12 protein-coding genes are annotated in these 15,178 nt (G+C 58.7%); 7 read left to right on the top strand and 5 right to left on the bottom strand.

Translation table 11 applies throughout. The features are described 5' to 3' along the window. Positions 1-38 precede the first annotated feature (38 nt). The 4 genes from rsmA to ACIQYF_RS02335 are packed head-to-tail and all read right to left on the bottom strand — an operon-like array spanning position 39 to position 5,911. Positions 39-857 (bottom strand): 16S rRNA (adenine(1518)-N(6)/adenine(1519)-N(6))-dimethyltransferase RsmA, encoded by an 819-nt coding sequence (gene rsmA / locus ACIQYF_RS02350; protein WP_402856317.1) that lies wholly within the window; start codon positions 855-857, stop codon positions 39-41. Beyond that, complete coding sequence (pdxA, locus tag ACIQYF_RS02345) at positions 854-1,843, bottom strand: 4-hydroxythreonine-4-phosphate dehydrogenase PdxA (RefSeq protein WP_402856314.1); 990 nt, start codon at positions 1,841-1,843, stop codon at positions 854-856. Before pdxA ends, rsmA begins: the two co-directional genes overlap by 4 nt. Continuing rightward, positions 1,840-3,186 carry a peptidylprolyl isomerase SurA gene (gene surA / locus ACIQYF_RS02340; RefSeq protein WP_402856311.1) on the bottom strand — a complete coding sequence of 449 codons (1,347 nt, stop codon included), beginning with the start codon at positions 3,184-3,186 and terminating at the stop codon, positions 1,840-1,842. The genes pdxA and surA overlap by 4 nt, the downstream gene beginning before the upstream one ends. Then, on the bottom strand, positions 3,161-5,911 hold the full coding sequence (locus ACIQYF_RS02335) for an LPS-assembly protein LptD (protein ID WP_402856308.1): 2,751 nt from the start codon (positions 5,909-5,911) through the stop codon (positions 3,161-3,163). Before ACIQYF_RS02335 ends, surA begins: the two co-directional genes overlap by 26 nt. Positions 5,912-6,042: 131 nt before the next feature. On the opposite strand from ACIQYF_RS02335, the gene ACIQYF_RS02330 reads away from it, so the two are divergent. The 3 genes from ACIQYF_RS02330 to ACIQYF_RS02320 are packed head-to-tail and all read left to right on the top strand — an operon-like array spanning position 6,043 to position 8,505. Then, positions 6,043-7,068 (top strand): aminoglycoside phosphotransferase family protein, encoded by a 1,026-nt coding sequence (locus ACIQYF_RS02330; RefSeq protein WP_402856305.1) that lies wholly within the window; start codon positions 6,043-6,045, stop codon positions 7,066-7,068. Next, entirely contained in the window at positions 7,065-7,736 is a 672-nt protein-coding gene (gene murU, locus ACIQYF_RS02325) for an N-acetylmuramate alpha-1-phosphate uridylyltransferase MurU (protein ID WP_402856302.1), read from the top strand. The genes ACIQYF_RS02330 and murU overlap by 4 nt, the downstream gene beginning before the upstream one ends. A gap of 1 nt (position 7,737) precedes the next feature. Continuing rightward, complete coding sequence (locus tag ACIQYF_RS02320; RefSeq protein ID WP_402856299.1) at positions 7,738-8,505, top strand: TerB family tellurite resistance protein; 768 nt, start codon at positions 7,738-7,740, stop codon at positions 8,503-8,505. Here the strand turns inward: ACIQYF_RS02320 and ACIQYF_RS02315 are convergent. Beyond that, entirely contained in the window at positions 8,502-9,512 is a 1,011-nt protein-coding gene (locus ACIQYF_RS02315; RefSeq protein WP_402856296.1) for an alpha/beta hydrolase family protein, read from the bottom strand. The genes ACIQYF_RS02320 and ACIQYF_RS02315 overlap by 4 nt on opposite strands. A 54-nt stretch (positions 9,513-9,566) precedes the next feature. Here ACIQYF_RS02315 and ACIQYF_RS02310 point away from each other — a divergent pair, with 54 nt between their 5' ends. From ACIQYF_RS02310 to ACIQYF_RS02295, 4 genes are all read left to right on the top strand, one after another. Beyond that, a complete protein-coding gene (locus ACIQYF_RS02310; protein ID WP_402856293.1) occupies positions 9,567-11,957 on the top strand; it encodes a PAS domain S-box protein in 2,391 nt (796 codons plus the stop codon). Positions 11,958-11,981: 24 nt separating this feature from the next. Beyond that, positions 11,982-12,611, top strand: coding sequence for a response regulator transcription factor (locus tag ACIQYF_RS02305; protein ID WP_019409859.1), 630 nt, complete (start codon positions 11,982-11,984; stop codon positions 12,609-12,611). Positions 12,612-12,936: 325 nt separating this feature from the next. Beyond that, complete coding sequence (locus tag ACIQYF_RS02300; protein ID WP_402856288.1) at positions 12,937-14,061, top strand: ABC transporter ATP-binding protein; 1,125 nt, start codon at positions 12,937-12,939, stop codon at positions 14,059-14,061. 40 nt (positions 14,062-14,101) lie between these two features. Continuing rightward, entirely contained in the window at positions 14,102-15,142 is a 1,041-nt protein-coding gene (locus ACIQYF_RS02295; RefSeq protein ID WP_402856285.1) for an ABC transporter substrate-binding protein, read from the top strand. Positions 15,143-15,178 lie beyond the last annotated feature (36 nt).

Here is a 15,178-nt window from a genome sequence, read left to right as displayed (position 1 = left end):
ACGTCGCGTCTGGCCTGATACGGTTTTTTTCTCAGTACTCAGTCAGCAGATGGCGCTTCGACCGGTTGTTCGCTGAGTTTGTCGGCCAGGCGCACGAAGGCGGCGAGGTCGAGTTGCTCTGGGCGTAAGCTGCCATCGACGCCCGCAGCTTCGATTTCAGCGTTGCTGAGCAAGGCTTTGAGGGTGTTGCGCAGGGTTTTGCGGCGTTGGTTGAACGCTTCGCGAACCACGCGTTCGAGCAGGCGATGGTCTTTGGCCGGATGCGGCAGTACGTCGTGCGGCACCAGGCGGACAATCGCGGAATCAACTTTTGGCGGTGGGTTGAAGGCGCCTGGGCCAACGTTAAACAGGTGTTCAACACGACAATGGTACTGGACCATGATCGACAGGCGGCCCCAGTCGCCACCGCCAGGCCCTGCGGCCATGCGCTCAACCACTTCTTTTTGCAGCATGAAGTGCATGTCGCGGATCAGGTCGGCGTTTTTCAACAGGTGAAAAATCAGTGGCGTGGAAATGTTGTACGGGAGGTTGCCGACCACCCGCAATGTGCGCGGTGCGGCGTTGAGGCTCTTGAAGTCAAACTTCAGTGCATCACCCTGGTGCAGGGAGAAGTTGCTCATGCCGGCGAACTGTTGGTTCAGGATGGGGATCAGGTCTTTGTCGAGTTCCACGACATCCAGTTGGCCGCCGCTGCTCAGAATGCCTTGCGTCAGCGCGCCCTGGCCCGGACCAATTTCCAGCAGGCGGTCGCTCGACTTGGCATTGATCGCACGCAGGATGCGGTCGATGACGCCTGCATCGTGCAAGAAGTTTTGGCCAAAACGCTTGCGCGCCTTGTGTTGGTATTGCTCGGTCATATACGGGTCTCGGCCATCTGATAGGCGGTTTCCAGGGCGACTTGCAGACTGCCGGTATCGATCTTGCCGCTGCCTGCCAGATCCAGGGCGGTGCCATGGTCGACAGAGGTGCGGATAATCGGTAAGCCAAGGGTGATGTTGACTGCGGCACCAAACCCTTTGTATTTCAGTACGGGCAGGCCTTGGTCGTGGTACATCGCCAGCACTGCATCGCAGTGCTCCAGATATTTGGGGGTAAACAGAGTGTCGGCAGGCAGTGGGCCACGCAGGTCCATGCCTTCGTTACGCAGACGCTCCAGGGTTGGTTCGATGATGTCTATTTCTTCATGGCCCAAATGGCCGCCTTCGCCAGCATGGGGGTTGAGCCCGCACACCAGGATACGCGGTTGGGCGATGCCAAATTTTTGTTGCAGGTCAGCGTGCAGAATGCGGGTCACTCGCATCAGACGCTCAGGGGTGATTGCATCGGCTACCTGACGCAACGGCAAGTGAGTGGTGACCAGTGCCACGCGCAGTCCGCGGGTGGCGAGCATCATCACGACTTGCTCGGTGCGGGTCAGGTCGGCGAGGAATTCGGTATGGCCGGAAAACGGGATGCCCGCTTCGTTGATGACGCCTTTGTGCACAGGCGCGGTGATCATGCCTGCGAAGTCGCCTGCGACACAGCCAAGGGCTGCGCGGGTCAGGGTTTGCAGCACAAATGCAGCGTTGGCCTTGTCCAGCTTGCCGGCGGCGACATTCGCGTTCAGCGGGGTGTCCCACACATACAGGCTGCCTGCCGGTGCCGGTTGCTCGGGCCAGTTGTCCGGACTCACCGATAGCAGGCTGACCGCCACGCCCAGTTGCGCGGCCCGCTCATTGAGCAGGTCGCGGCTGGTAATGGCAATCAGGGGATGTGGCTGGCGTTGCGAGGCGAGAAGCAGGCACAGGTCTGGACCTATGCCTGCCGGTTCGCCGGGTGTCAGTGCAAAACGCTGTGTTTTCACTGTGCTCCCTGATCTGCGCTCTCTGCCTGGTTGGTTGCGCCAGGAAGTTTGATTTCTACATAGGCTTCGTCACGGATCTGACGCAGCCAGCTTTGCAGCTCTTCATCGTACTTGCGATTGCGCAGGGCGTTCATTGCCTGTTGCTCGCGAGCTTGCGTGGTGCTGTCAGTGGAGCGACGGCCAAGGACTTCCAGCACATGCCAGCCGTATTGAGTTTTGAACGGCTTGGACAGAACACCTTGCGGGCTATTGGCCATGGCTTCACGGAACTCAGGAACCAGCGAGTTCGGGTCAACCCAGTTCAGGTCGCCACCGTTGAGGGCTGAACCCGGATCTTCGGAGTAGGTTTTAGCCAGGGTGGCAAAGTCTTCGCCCGATTGAATACGGTCGTAGATCTTGGCTGCCAGTTCTTTGGTTTGCGCCTCGGTACGGATTTCGCTTGGCTTGATCAGGATGTGACGAACATGAACTTCGTCGACCATGACTGTTTCGCCGCCGCGCTTGGCGTTCAGCTTGAGGATGATAAAGCCGCCCGGTGTACGCACTGGAGGCGTAATGTCACCGACTGGCATTTCACTCAGCATGCGGTCGAACGGCGGTGGCAATTGAGCAGCTTTACGCCAGCCCATGTCGCCGCCTTCCAGTGCGGTGTCGCTGCCGGAACGAGCGATGGCCATCTGGCCGAAGTCCGCACCTTGCTTGAGCTGCTTGTAAACGTCGTCAGCCTGCTTGTAGGCCGCCTGTATAGCGTCAGAGTTTGCGCTTTCAGGCGTCGGAATCAGGATGTTGGCCAGGTGGTACTCTTCGGACAGTTGAGCTTTGCCCAGGTCTGAAGCGAGGAAGTTTTTCACTTCTTGCTCGGTGACCTGAATGCGCTCGCCTACACGACGTTGACGGACACGGCTGATGATCATCTCGCGGCGAACCTGCTCGCGAGCGTCTTCATAGGACAGGCCATCATGGGCCAGGGCCTGACGAAACTGATCAAGGCTCATGTTATTGCGCTGGGCAATAGTGCCGATGGCCTGGTTCAGTTCTTCGTCAGTGATGCGAATGCCCGAGCGCTCGCCGATCTGCAGTTGCAGGTTTTCGACAATCAAACGCTCAAGCACTTGCTGATCCAGGACGCTGGCAGGCGGTACGCCCTGACCACGCTTGGCAATGGTTTGCTGAACTTCATGGACACGCTGGTCCAGTTGGCTCTGCATGATCACGTCGTTATCGACGATGGCCACGACCTTATCAAGGGGCTGTACTGCAGCGTGCGCTGCTGCAGTACCCAGGAACAATGCGCCCAATACTAGGGGGCGCAGACACTCAGAAAGCTTGATCTTCACGTTCACGATAACCTTGGATGCCTTTGTCGAGGAAGCTCTCTACTTTGGCGCCTGTAACGCCGCCGAGACCTTTCAGCACAATTTGAAGGAAGATCCCATGGTCGCCCTTTTCATTTTGAGGGGCTTCTTGGGTGTATTCGTCGTTGGAAACCCAGTAGCGGCTGATCAGACGCATTTTCCAGCAGCAGTTGTCGTACTCAAAGCCACCGAAGGCTTCCAGGGTACGGTTGCGGTTGTAGTCAAACTGCCAGCGTGAAATGGCACTCCACTGCGGCACGATTGGCCAGATAACCGAGAAGTCGTGCTGCTGGATTTTGTAGTAATCCTTGATGTAACCAGGATCGCTCGGGGTCAGGTAGTCACCGCCGAATTGCCACTTACCGGTGTACTGGTTGTACACCACTTGGTCGTTACGATAGCGATAGCCCAAGTTGACGACCTTGTTCGGGTTGTCTTCAGGCTGGTAATGCATCATCGCGCTGCCAGAACGGGGGCTGCGGGTCTCCGGGTCCCAGTTGTAGTCAGCGGTTGCATGCCAGTCGCGGTTGAAGCGGTAGGCGTATTCCAGTGCGTACGGCGAAACGCGTGAAGTCGAGTCATCACGATTGTCACTGACGCCAGGCAATTGGACCTTGCGGTCTTTGAAGTAGTACGCCTGGCCAATGCTGACGCGTTGACGTTCAAAGCCGTTTTCTTCGATCCAGCGGCTGGTCAAGCCCAGCGACAGTTTGTTCTCATCGCCGATACGGTCAGCGCCGGTGAAACGGTTGTCACGCCACAGCGAGGAGTAGCTAAAGCTGCTTTCGCTGGTGTCGAAAACAGGGATGTTTTCCTGGTTGCGCTCAGGCACATACAGGTAGAACGCCCGTGGTTCCAGCGTCTGGCGGTAGTTGGTGCCGAACCAGTTGGTGTTGCGGTCGAAGTACAGGCCGCTGTCGAGGCTGGCGATCGGCACGCTGCGGTTTACCGAGCTGTCGAATTTCTCGCCTGTCGCCAATTGAGACTTGCCTGTGCCATCCAGGTCCAGATCGTACTGGGTGTAAGCGTACTTGAGGGTTGGCGTCACGTAGCCGTAGCTCGAGGTCATCGGCAGCGACATGGCCGGGGCGAGGTTCAGGCGTGTACCGTTGGCACGTGCCAGGCCTGTTATGTTGCGGTCCAAACGCGGGGTGGATACGCCGTATTCGTCGGTGTAGTCGCCGTTTTCCAGGTCGCGCTCGAACCGCACCAGTTCGGTGTTGTAGGTAAAGTTCACGCCACCCGGGTGATACGGCAGACCGCCATTGAAGGTGAGCTGTGGCATCTGGTTGTACGGCGTGACCTGGGTCACGGTCGCCAACTGGTAGGCATGCACATTCAGCTTGGCGGTGAAGTCATCGCCGCGGTAACTGACAGCCCCTTGCTGGTTCAGGTAGTCGCGGCTTTCAACCCCGACCTGATCGGTTTGCAGATCCTGGAAGTAGTACGGATCGCTGATCTTGGTGTAGTCGACTTCGGTCAGAACACGCGAATCAAGCCCGCCCTTGTGCTGCCAGTTGTACATGTAGCGGGTTTTTTCGTAGTCGGTTTGCAGCTTGCGCTCGTTGCTGTCGTCGTTGAGGTACGCGGCGCCGAATTGTCCTTCGCTGGACTCGGTCAGGTAGCGGAACTCACCTTCCATCAACAAACCGCGCTTGGTCATGTAGCGCGGGTACAACGTGGCATCGTAGTTAGGTGCCAGGTTGAAGTAGTAAGGTGTCACGAGCGTAAAGCCGGTGTCGGAGCTGCTGCTGAAAGACGGCGGCAGGAAACCGGACTGACGGCGATCGTCGATCGGAAAGTAAATGTACGGGGTGTAAAGAACAGGAATGTCTTTGACCCGTAGCGTCACGTTGGTAGCCGTGCCGAAACCGGTGGCCGGGTTCAACGTGATGTTGTTGCCTTTGAGCTGCCAGGCGTTGCTGTTGGGTTCGCACGTGGTGTACGTACCATCCTTGAGGCGGATGATCGCGTCTTCAGCACGTTTGGCGTACAGCGCACTGCCGCGAATGCGCGACTTGTGCAGCACGTATTCGGCGTTATCGACCTTGGCGGCACCGGTATCCAGCTGAACATCGGCGTGATCGCCGACGATCAGGGCGCCGTTGTCGCGCAGACGTACGTTGCCATTCAGCTCGCCACGGCTCTCGGCCTGGTACAGGCTGGCTTCGTCGGCTTCGACCTGCATGCTGCCTTGGCGCATGACGACGTCACCGGCCAGGGTTGCGACCTGCTCATCCTGCTGGTAGCGGGAAGCCTTGGCTCCCACAAACGTAGGCGAGTCGCTTTTGCTGGTCGTGTCGTGCATGCCCGGACGAGAGGGCTCAACATACGAGCCCGAGCAGTACGGACCGGTTTCGGCCAGTTGCGCAGGCGTGAGTTTGTCGCGCGGGACCCAGTCCAGATGGCTGTAGTCAGTACTGCGCGCCTTGAGGCCACGGCCTTTGGCTGTGGTGACTAGGGGCACCTGGGCAGCCTGCTCGCCTGACTCACCACTCGCCTCTGCTACAGCAGCGCCGGTATGTGACGGACGAGGTGGCAATTGCGCATTATTGGTTTTCGGTGCGCAATCCCAGCCACCCGTAGCCGACACGGAACAGTCATACTGCTCCTCGGCAACAGCGAACGGCACGGCTAGAGGTTGCATGGCCAGCAAACTGCCGGTTACCAGCAACGGAAATTTTTTACGAAACGCGGGGGATTTCAATGCCATCTTATTAGTCCGGGCTTCCTGCGTGCCATCAGCCCGCGGTGGGGGACCGCACGCCTATCGATGGTCTGGAAAAGATTCTGGATAATAAAGCATGACCCGCTTGACGGCTAGCGCCGTCGGAGACCCTTGTAATGCCTGACCAAGATGTACGCCTGCAACACCTGAAAGTTTGGCTTGATGAGCAGTTGATTGCCTTGTTTGAGAGGGAAGGCTGGGGCTCCGTACCCCCGGCCACATTGACTGCGGCCAGCAGTGACGCGAGTTTTCGACGCTACTTTCGTTGGGACGGCGAGGGCCGTAGTTTTATCGTGATGGACGCTCCGCCGCCTCAGGAAAACTGCAAACCTTTCGTCGATATTGCTCAATTACTGCGTACCAGCCTGATAAACGTGCCGGAAATTTACGCTCAAGACCTGGAGCGCGGGTTCCTTTTGCTCAACGATCTGGGCAATAAGACCTTTCTGGACGTGATAAACAGCAGCAACGCCGATGAGCTGTTCAAAGATGCCATCGAAGCCTTGCTGGCCTTTCAGCAGTTGCCGATGACCGAGCCTTTACCCAGCTATGACGCGGCCTTGCTGCGCCGCGAGCTTGAGTTGTTCCCACAGTGGTACGTGCGCCAGCACCTGGGTATTGAGTTCGATGACCAGCAGTTGGCGGCCTGGCAACGGGTCAGCAGCCTGTTGATCGACAGTGCGCTGGCGCAGCCACAGGTGTTGGTGCATCGCGACTTTATGCCGCGCAACCTGATGCTCAGCATTCCCAACCCCGGCGTGCTGGATTTTCAGGACGCGGTCTACGGCCCGGTGACCTATGACATCACCTGCCTGTTCAAGGACGCCTTTTTGAGCTGGCCTGAAGAGCGTGTTCGCGCCTGGCTGCACGATTACTGGGAGCTTGCCTTGCCGTTGGGCATCCCGGTAGGTGCCGACTTTGAAGCGTTCCTGCGGGCCAGTGATCTGATGGGCGTGCAGCGTCACCTGAAAGTCATCGGCATTTTTGCCCGTATCTGCCACCGCGACGGCAAACCTCGTTACCTGGCCGATGTGCCGCGCTTCTTCTCTTATATAGAAGCGGTGTTGGCACGACGTTCTGAGCTGGCGGAGTTGGGTGAGTTGTTCGCCAGCCTGCGTCTGTCTGCTGAGGCCAATGCATGAAAGCGATGATTCTGGCGGCGGGCAAAGGCGAGCGCTTGCGTCCGCTAACCCTGCACACGCCCAAACCGTTGATTCGCGCGGGCGGCGTGCCGTTGATCGAGTACCACCTGCGCGCCCTGGCTTCGGCAGGTTTTACCGAGATCGTGATCAACCACGCTTGGCTCGGTCAGCAGATCGAAGACCACCTGGGTGACGGCTCACGTTTGGGCGTGAGCATTCAGTACTCAGCGGAAGGCGAGCCCTTGGAAACCGGTGGCGGAATCTTTAAAGCATTGCCGCTGCTGGGCGATAACCCTTTTGTCGTGGTCAATGGGGACATCTGGACCGACTACGACTTTGCCGGTTTGCGCCAACCGCTGGTTGGCCTGGCGCATCTGGTGCTGGTGGACAACCCGGCGCACCACACGGGTGGCGACTTTTACCTCAATGGCGCCCAGGTACTGGATGCTGTGCCGAGTGTCGATACGCTGACCTACAGCGGAATTGCCGTCTTGAGCCCCGCGCTGTTCGACGGCGCGCAAGCCGGGGCATTCAAGCTCGCGCCCCTGCTGCGCAATGCCATGGCCGCAGGGGCCGTGACGGGTGAGCGGTTACAGGGGCAGTGGGTGGATGTCGGCACACATGAACGCTTGGCTGAGGTCGAATTGTTGATTAAGGGTAAACACTAAGATGCTGTGGCCAGGGACTCTGATCGGAGCCGGGGCTGGCTATTTTATCGCCAGCATTCCGGGGGCCATGCTAGGTGCCTTATTGGGGCAGACCCTTGATCGGCGCCTGCAACTGCACAGTTGGGCGCATCTGCGTGAGCGTTTGGGCGGCCGCGCGACTTTGCGCAACGATGAGTTGTTGTTTGTGCTGCTCGGTCGGCTGGCCAAAAGTGGCGGGCGGGTGGGTGAAAGACATATCGAGCAGGCGCGTCAAGAAATGCGCCAGCTCGATATGAACGCTGCGGCACAGCAGCGCGCGATTGCTGCGTTCAATCGCGGCAAGTCAGGCCATGACGCGCTGCGGGGGTATCTTGGGCGCCTTAAAACCCAGCCGCATGCGGCAGAAGGTGTGTTGCGTGCGTGCTGGCGAATGATGGTGGCGGATGGCCGAGTCGACCCCAAGGAACGTGAGTTGATCGTGTTGTGGGGGCGCTGGTTGGGCTGGACGCCGCAACAGGTGCAGGCGCTGGGTGCCGATTATGAGCCGCAGAAAAAACCGCTGGCGACGCGCGGCGGTACGTATCAGCAGTCGCTGGCTTTGCTCGGTGTGACGGCCAGCTCAGACCCGGAGCAGATCAAGCGGGCTTACCGACGTTTGCTCAGCCGTCATCACCCGGACAAGGTGGCTGGCACCGGAGCCAGCGCGGCTCAAGTGCGTGAGGCCACGGAAAAAACCCGTGAGTTGCACCATGCGTATGCGCTGATTCGTGAGCAGCGCGGATTCCGCTAAGGGCTGGGCTTATCCACAGGCTGCGGGCTCAGCCAGCCGCGCACTCTGCGAAATAACTGTTCTTGTTCGCCTTCACGATTGCCCGGCGTGGCGACCAACCCCAACTGATTGAAGTTTGAGCGGTTCATCCGTTTGCTGGCTTGCAGCCGTTGCAAGGCTGCCTTGCGCATCAGTGGCTTGTCTTTATAGAACACATCCAGCAATGCAACCGAGAGTGTGGGCGTCAGTTGGTTCAAATCAGGTTGCACTTGGGCAGGTGTTTGCGCGGACACCAGAATGAGTTTTTGCACCTGCGGCGGGTGTTTTTCGTTCAGGTAGCGTGTTGCCCAATACCCTCCCGTGCCGTGGCCGAGCAGCACAATGCTGCGCATGTGCTGTTGCTGGGCGAAGGCGAGCGCGGCGTCAATTCGGGCGAAAATGCGTTCTGCATCGGCCTTGGCCATCACTTCAATTGCTTCGTCCGATTGCGCTTGTGCGTCAGGATTCTCGGTCCCGACGCTGGCTGCCTGTTCGATGGGTTTGGCTGTGGTGCTGGCGTCTTTGCTGCTACTGTTCGGCGCGGGCGCTGTGGGAATACTGTCTGGCTCAACCACGCGTGCCTGGCTGGCTTCGCTGCGCATGTCCGGTAAGCTCAAACTCAGGCTGGCCCAGTTGGCATCCGGCAGTTTATGGCGCAGTGGACCGATGGCCAGTGGCCAGTCTGCGGTTTCGCCCGCGCCAGGGAGGATGATCACAACCCCGTTGGAGTCGCTGCTGTTGGCGGGTTTCCAGAGGGCCAGAAAGGTGTCTTGCCCAGCCTCAAGTTGTTGTTGCTCGTCGGCCGGGAGTTGGCGCTCAAGGGCCGCCGCGTCTTCCTGGCTGCGCTCAGGCAGTGGTTGCCGGGCCTCGGATTGATGGACATCTGGCGCAGATTCGGCAGCTGTGGTCGCCGTTGCCGGGTCGGCCGCCAGCACCGGCAAAGCAGATGAAAGGCACAGCGCTGCAAGCGCCAGGCGCAAAGTAGACATAAGTGGTTCCAGGCCAGAAGTCATCCCGGCAGCCTAATGGGTGTGAGTGTTCAGATGAAGCGTTTTTACTCTCTGTTGGTTATCGGCTGGTTGTGGCTGCCCTTGATGGGCAATGCGGCCTCCATCCCGGCTGCACAGCTCAGTGCCGAGCAACAGCAGTGGCTGGCGCAGCATAAGCAGTTGCGAGTCGGGCTGGTGCTGCAGGCGCCCTACGCCAAATTTGATCAGCGCTTGCAGCAGTTGTCCGGGGCCAATGTGGAACTCATGAAGTGGCTGGCGCAGAGCCTGAGCATTGAGCTGACGTGGCGTAACTATCCTGACCTCGAGCACCTGGAACAGGCGGTCCGTAACGGCGAGATCGACCTGGCGCCGGGGCTGACGCAAACCCCGGCCGGGCTGCGGTTGTGGCAATTCTCGGATCCGTACATGCGGGTTGCGCAGTTGGTCGTGGGGGAGCGTAATGGCACAGGCTCGGTAGACCTTGAACGCATCGACAGCAACACTCGGGTCGCCGTGCGCATGCCCAGCGCCACGGCCGATTTTCTGCGCTCCAGTTATCCGGGGCTCAATTTGCAGGGCGTGCCCCTTGAGCGTCAGGCCTTGCAGCTATTGCTTAGCCAGCAAGCGACCTACGCGGTCATTGATCAAGCGCAGCTTGCGCGTCTTGGCGAAGAGCCCGAGTTCGTGGGCCTGACCGTTGTTGGGGACATTGGTTTTCCGCAATTACTGCGGGTGGCCACTCGCCGTGACTGGCCGCAGTTGGCTGGCATTGTTGAGCGCGGGCTGCATGCTATTCCGGCGCGAGACATGGAGCAGTTGCACGCCCGCTGGTTGCAACCCAAATACCCCCGCGCAGGGCAGTCGCCCGGTTTTTGGCAGAATCTGTGCTTGCTGATCGGCGCTCTGTTGCTGGCCAGCATGGCCATTGTGGTGTGGCAGCGTCGCCATCAAAGCGCTCTGGAGCAGGCTCTGCTCAAGGCGCGTGAAGACCTCGCAGTGGGGGCTGCCAGCGCCGAAGCCTTGCGTTTGACTCAGTTTTCGATTGATCAAAGCCCGGTGGGCATTTTATGGGTCAACTGGGACAGCCACGTGCGTTATGCCAATCAGGCTGCTGAAGCCATGTTGGGCTACCCGGCTGGCGCGGTACTGGATCGGCCGTTGAGCGATTTCGAACCGGGCCTGAACATGGATCGCTGGTTGAACCTGTGGCGCCGTGCGCGAGGCGATGAGGAGGGCGCGCAACGGATCGAAACCCATTGTGTGCGTGCCGATGGCAGCGAGTTTCCGGCAGACGTGACCTTGAGTTTTCTGCGCTTTAAACAGGCTGAATACCTGGTGGTGTACCTCAATGACATCACTGAACGGCGTCGGGTGCAGGCCGCTCTGCAAGAAAGTGACGCGCGCTTGCAAGGCATTGCGGCCAACGTTCCGGGGCTGGTTTTCCGATTGGAGCGATCCTTACTGACCGGCGATTTGGATTTTCCTTACATCAGTGAAGGCAGCGAGAGCCTGGTGGGCTTCTCCCCGGCCACCCTGCGCCAACGTGAAGTTGGCTTACGCAGCCTCGTGCACCCGGATGACAGGTCGGACTACCATCGTGTGCAAGACATAGCCTTGGAAAGCGACAGCGATTGGTCGTGGCAAGGGCGGATTTTGACCCGTGAAGGCCAGCAGCGCTGGGCTGAGATCAAAGCCATCACCCGGCGTCTTGAAGATGGCACGGTGGTGTGGGACGGCATTGTCTGGGACATCAGTGAGAGCAAACGTATTGAGCTTGAGCTGGACAGTTCTCGCGGGCAGTTGCGCGAGTTATCAGCGCACCTGGAGAGCGTGCGAGAAGAAGAAAAGGCGCGAATAGCGCGTGAGGTTCACGATGAACTGGGGCAGATGCTGACCGTGCTCAAACTCGAAACCTCGATGTGCGAGCTGGCGTATGCCGAGCTGGATCCGGGGTTGCGCGAGCGACTCAACAGCATGAAAAAACTTATCGCGCAGCTGTTTCAGCTCGTGCGCGACGTGGCCACAGCCTTGCGGCCACCCATTCTGGATGCGGGCATCAGTTCGGCGATCGAATGGCAGGCTCGGCGTTTTGAGGCGCGCTCCAACATTGCGTGTCTGGTTCAGGTGCCGGAAAGTTTGCCTGCGTTGAGTGCGGCCAAGGAAGTCGGGTTGTTCAGGATTTTGCAGGAAGCCCTGACCAATGTGATGCGCCATGCTAATGCGCACACCGTCGAGGTGACCTTGAGCGTAGAGGGCCGCGAACTGTGCCTGAGCATCAGCGATGATGGCCGGGGATTTGTGCCGACGACCGGGCGAGCAACCTCCTTTGGTCTGGTCGGCATGCGCGAGCGTGTCTTGATGCTCGGCGGCACGTTGGCTTTGCACAGCGAACCGGGTGAGGGCACCACGTTAACGGTGCGCGTGCCATTGATCCAACGTCTTTAGTGATCTTTGAAAAAGGAAATAGCTGTGATTCGTGTACTGGTAGCTGAAGATCACACCATCGTGCGTGAGGGTATCAAGCAGTTGATTGGCCTGGCCAAAGACCTGTTGGTGGTGGGCGAGGCGAGTAATGGTGAGCAACTGCTGGAAACGTTGCGCCATGTGCCGTGCGAAGTCGTGCTGCTGGATATTTCCATGCCGGGGGTTAACGGGTTGGAGGCTATCCCGAGGATTCGCGCGTTGAACAACCCGCCGGCTATTTTGGTGTTGTCGATGCATGACGAGGCGCAAATGGCGGCGCGTGCTTTGAAGTTTGGGGCGGCGGGGTATGCGACCAAAGACAGCGATCCGGCGTTGTTGCTGACAGCGATTCGCAAGGTGGCGGCGGGTGGTCGCTACATCGACCCGGAGTTGGCTGACCGCATGGTGTTTGAGGTCGGATTGACCGATGAGCGGCCGTTGCATGCGTTGTTGTCCGAGCGTGAGTTCTCGGTGTTCGAGCGCTTGGCTCAGGGGGCCAACGTGAATGACATTGCTCAGCAACTGGCGTTGAGCAGCAAAACCATCAGCACCCATAAAGCGCGGCTGATGCAAAAGCTCAACATCACCTCGCTGGCTGAACTGGTGAAATATGCGATGGAGCATAAACTGCTGTAGCTGCTGGCGTAGGCTGCGATAAGGCCCGAAGGGCCTTCGCCTTTAAGAAATGGGGTCGTTGCGCAACCTATTGCAGCCTGCGGCAGCGGCTACAAATGGTTGCCGAAATTTTATGACGTATCTGTTTGCGACAGTTTTATAACGTGTCTTCGCGTGGAGGCTAGCCGTCCTTCACTGCAGCGTTCTAATTGCGACATCGTTGTAGGGCGATCCTTACAACAAGCTGTCCAACCTGCTGATGTAAATCTCTCCTGCGCCCCGATTTCTGCGGGCTGGCGGCACCTTTAGTCTTGGACCACAGCAGTCCAAAACAAAAGGTGCGGTTATGAGTGAGGTCGGTGCAAGCGCTGGGGCGAGTGAGGTCTTGGTCAGCTTCCGTGGCGTGCAAAAGAGCTATGACGGCGAAAACCTGATCGTCAAAGATCTCAATCTGGATATTCGCAAAGGCGAGTTCCTGACCTTGCTCGGGCCGTCCGGTTCGGGCAAAACCACCAGTCTGATGATGCTGGCCGGCTTTGAAACGCCGACTGCTGGCGAGATTTTGCTGGCCGGACGCGCCATCAATAATGTGCCGCCGCACAAGCGCGACATCGGCATGGTGTTTCAGAACTACGCGTTGTTCCCGCACATGACAGTGGCTGAAAACCTCGGATTTCCATTGTCGGTGCGCGGCCTCAATCGCACTGACATCAGCGAGCGGGTCAAAAAAGTACTGAGCATGGTGCAGCTCGAAGCCTTCGCCCAGCGCTACCCGGCGCAACTCTCGGGGGGGCAGCAACAACGCGTGGCCCTGGCCCGCGCCTTGGTGTTTGAGCCGCAACTGGTGCTGATGGACGAACCGTTAGGTGCACTGGATAAACAACTGCGTGAGCACATGCAGATGGAGATCAAGCACATACACCAGCGTCTGGGTGTGACCGTTGTGTACGTGACCCACGACCAGGGCGAAGCGCTGACGATGTCTGATCGGGTGGCGGTGTTCCATCAGGGTGAAATCCAGCAAATCGCCCCGCCGCGTACCCTCTACGAAGAACCAAGAAACACCTTTGTGGCCAACTTCATTGGCGAGAACAACCGCCTTAATGGCCGCCTGCACAGTCAGGACGGTGAGCGCTGCGTGGTTGAGCTGAGCCGTGGCGAGAAGGTTCAGGCGCTGGCAGTGAATGTCGGGCGCGCGGGTGATCCGGTGACGTTGTCAATCCGCCCTGAACGCATCAGCCTCAAGGGCTCCAGCGAGTCGTGCGCGAACCGTTTCTCTGGGCGGGTCGAGGAATTTATCTACTTGGGCGACCACGTCCGGGTGCGCCTGGAAGTGTGCGGCAAAAACGATTTCTTTGTGAAACAGCCGATTGCCGAGCTGGACCCCACCTTGGCCGTCGGTGACGTCGTGCCGCTGGGTTGGCAGGTCGAACATGTACGTGCGCTTGACCCTCTCTTAGAGGCGAATTAATCGCCCCGGCTTCACCAACCCTGCACAGTGGAGAACAACAATGCATAAGACTTTCAAGTTTACGGCGCTGAGCCTCGGCCTGATGTTTGCGGGCAGTGCGCTGGCTGCGACCGACCTGACCGTGGTGTCGTTTGGCGGCGCGAACAAGGCGGCTCAGGTCAAAGCGTTTTACGCGCCTTGGGAAGCCAAAGGTGACGGCAAAATCATCGCCGGGGAATACAACGGTGAAATGGCCAAAATCAAGGCCATGGTCGACACCAAAAGCATCTCTTGGGATCTGGTAGAGGTTGAATCGCCAGAGTTGTCGCGTGGTTGCGACGAAGACATGTTCGAACCACTGGATCCGGCATTGTTTGGCAACCCGGATCAGTACGTCAAAGGGGCTATTCAGACCTGCGGGGCAGGGTTCTTTGTGTGGTCGACCGTGCTGGCTTACAACGCTGACAAACTAAAAACCGCACCGACCAGTTGGGCTGATTTCTGGGACACCAAAACCTTCCCGGGCAAGCGTGGCCTGCGCAAAGGCGCCAAGTACACCCTGGAATTTGCCTTGATGGCTGACGGCGTGGCACCGAAGGATGTGTACACCGTGCTGGCGAGCAAGGACGGCCAAAACCGTGCCTTCAAAAAACTGGATGAGCTCAAGCCGAACATTCAGTGGTGGGAAGCCGGCGCACAGCCGCCGCAGTACCTGGCCTCTGGCGATGTGGTCATGAGCTCGGCGTACAACGGCCGGATCGCTGCGGTACAGAAAGAAAGCAACCTGAAGATTGTGTGGAACGGCGGGATTTATGACTTCGACGCGTGGGCCATCCCTAAGGGCCTGAGTAAAGAAAAGGCCGACGTTGCCAAAAAGTTCATGGCTTTCACCCTGCAGCCGCAGCAGCAGAGTGTGTACTCGCAAAACATCGCGTACGGCCCGGCCAACAAAGAGGCGATGCCTTTACTGCCTAAAGCCGTGCAGGAGCAAATGCCAACCGCCCCGCAAAACATTGCGAACCAGGTGCAAATCGACGTCAGCTTCTGGGCTGACAACGGCGAGCAACTGGAACAGCGCTTCAATGCCTGGGCTGCCAAGTAAGCAGCGTTGAAATGCGGCGCGGCTGATTCAGTCGTG

Source organism: Pseudomonas sp. NPDC096917 (assembly GCF_044762555.1).
In the GTDB taxonomy this organism is placed as follows: Bacteria; Pseudomonadota; Gammaproteobacteria; order Pseudomonadales; family Pseudomonadaceae; genus Aquipseudomonas.
This window is presented reverse-complemented; position numbering and strand designations above follow the sequence as displayed.

What these genes read in the sequence shown, in the direction of transcription:
- ACIQYF_RS02335 (WP_402856308.1), bottom strand. Translation starts at nt 5,911, where the DNA reads ATGGCATTGAAATCCCCCGCGTTTCGTAAAAAATTTCCGTTGCTGGTA.
- ACIQYF_RS02300 (WP_402856288.1), top strand. Translation starts at nt 12,937, where the DNA reads ATGAGTGAGGTCGGTGCAAGCGCTGGGGCGAGTGAGGTCTTGGTCAGC.
- ACIQYF_RS02315 (WP_402856296.1), bottom strand. Translation starts at nt 9,512, where the DNA reads ATGTCTACTTTGCGCCTGGCGCTTGCAGCGCTGTGCCTTTCATCTGCT.
- murU (WP_402856302.1), top strand. Translation starts at nt 7,065, where the DNA reads ATGAAAGCGATGATTCTGGCGGCGGGCAAAGGCGAGCGCTTGCGTCCG.
- rsmA (WP_402856317.1), bottom strand. Translation starts at nt 857, where the DNA reads ATGACCGAGCAATACCAACACAAGGCGCGCAAGCGTTTTGGCCAAAAC.
- ACIQYF_RS02330 (WP_402856305.1), top strand. Translation starts at nt 6,043, where the DNA reads ATGCCTGACCAAGATGTACGCCTGCAACACCTGAAAGTTTGGCTTGAT.
- ACIQYF_RS02295 (WP_402856285.1), top strand. Translation starts at nt 14,102, where the DNA reads ATGCATAAGACTTTCAAGTTTACGGCGCTGAGCCTCGGCCTGATGTTT.
- ACIQYF_RS02320 (WP_402856299.1), top strand. Translation starts at nt 7,738, where the DNA reads ATGCTGTGGCCAGGGACTCTGATCGGAGCCGGGGCTGGCTATTTTATC.
- ACIQYF_RS02310 (WP_402856293.1), top strand. Translation starts at nt 9,567, where the DNA reads ATGAAGCGTTTTTACTCTCTGTTGGTTATCGGCTGGTTGTGGCTGCCC.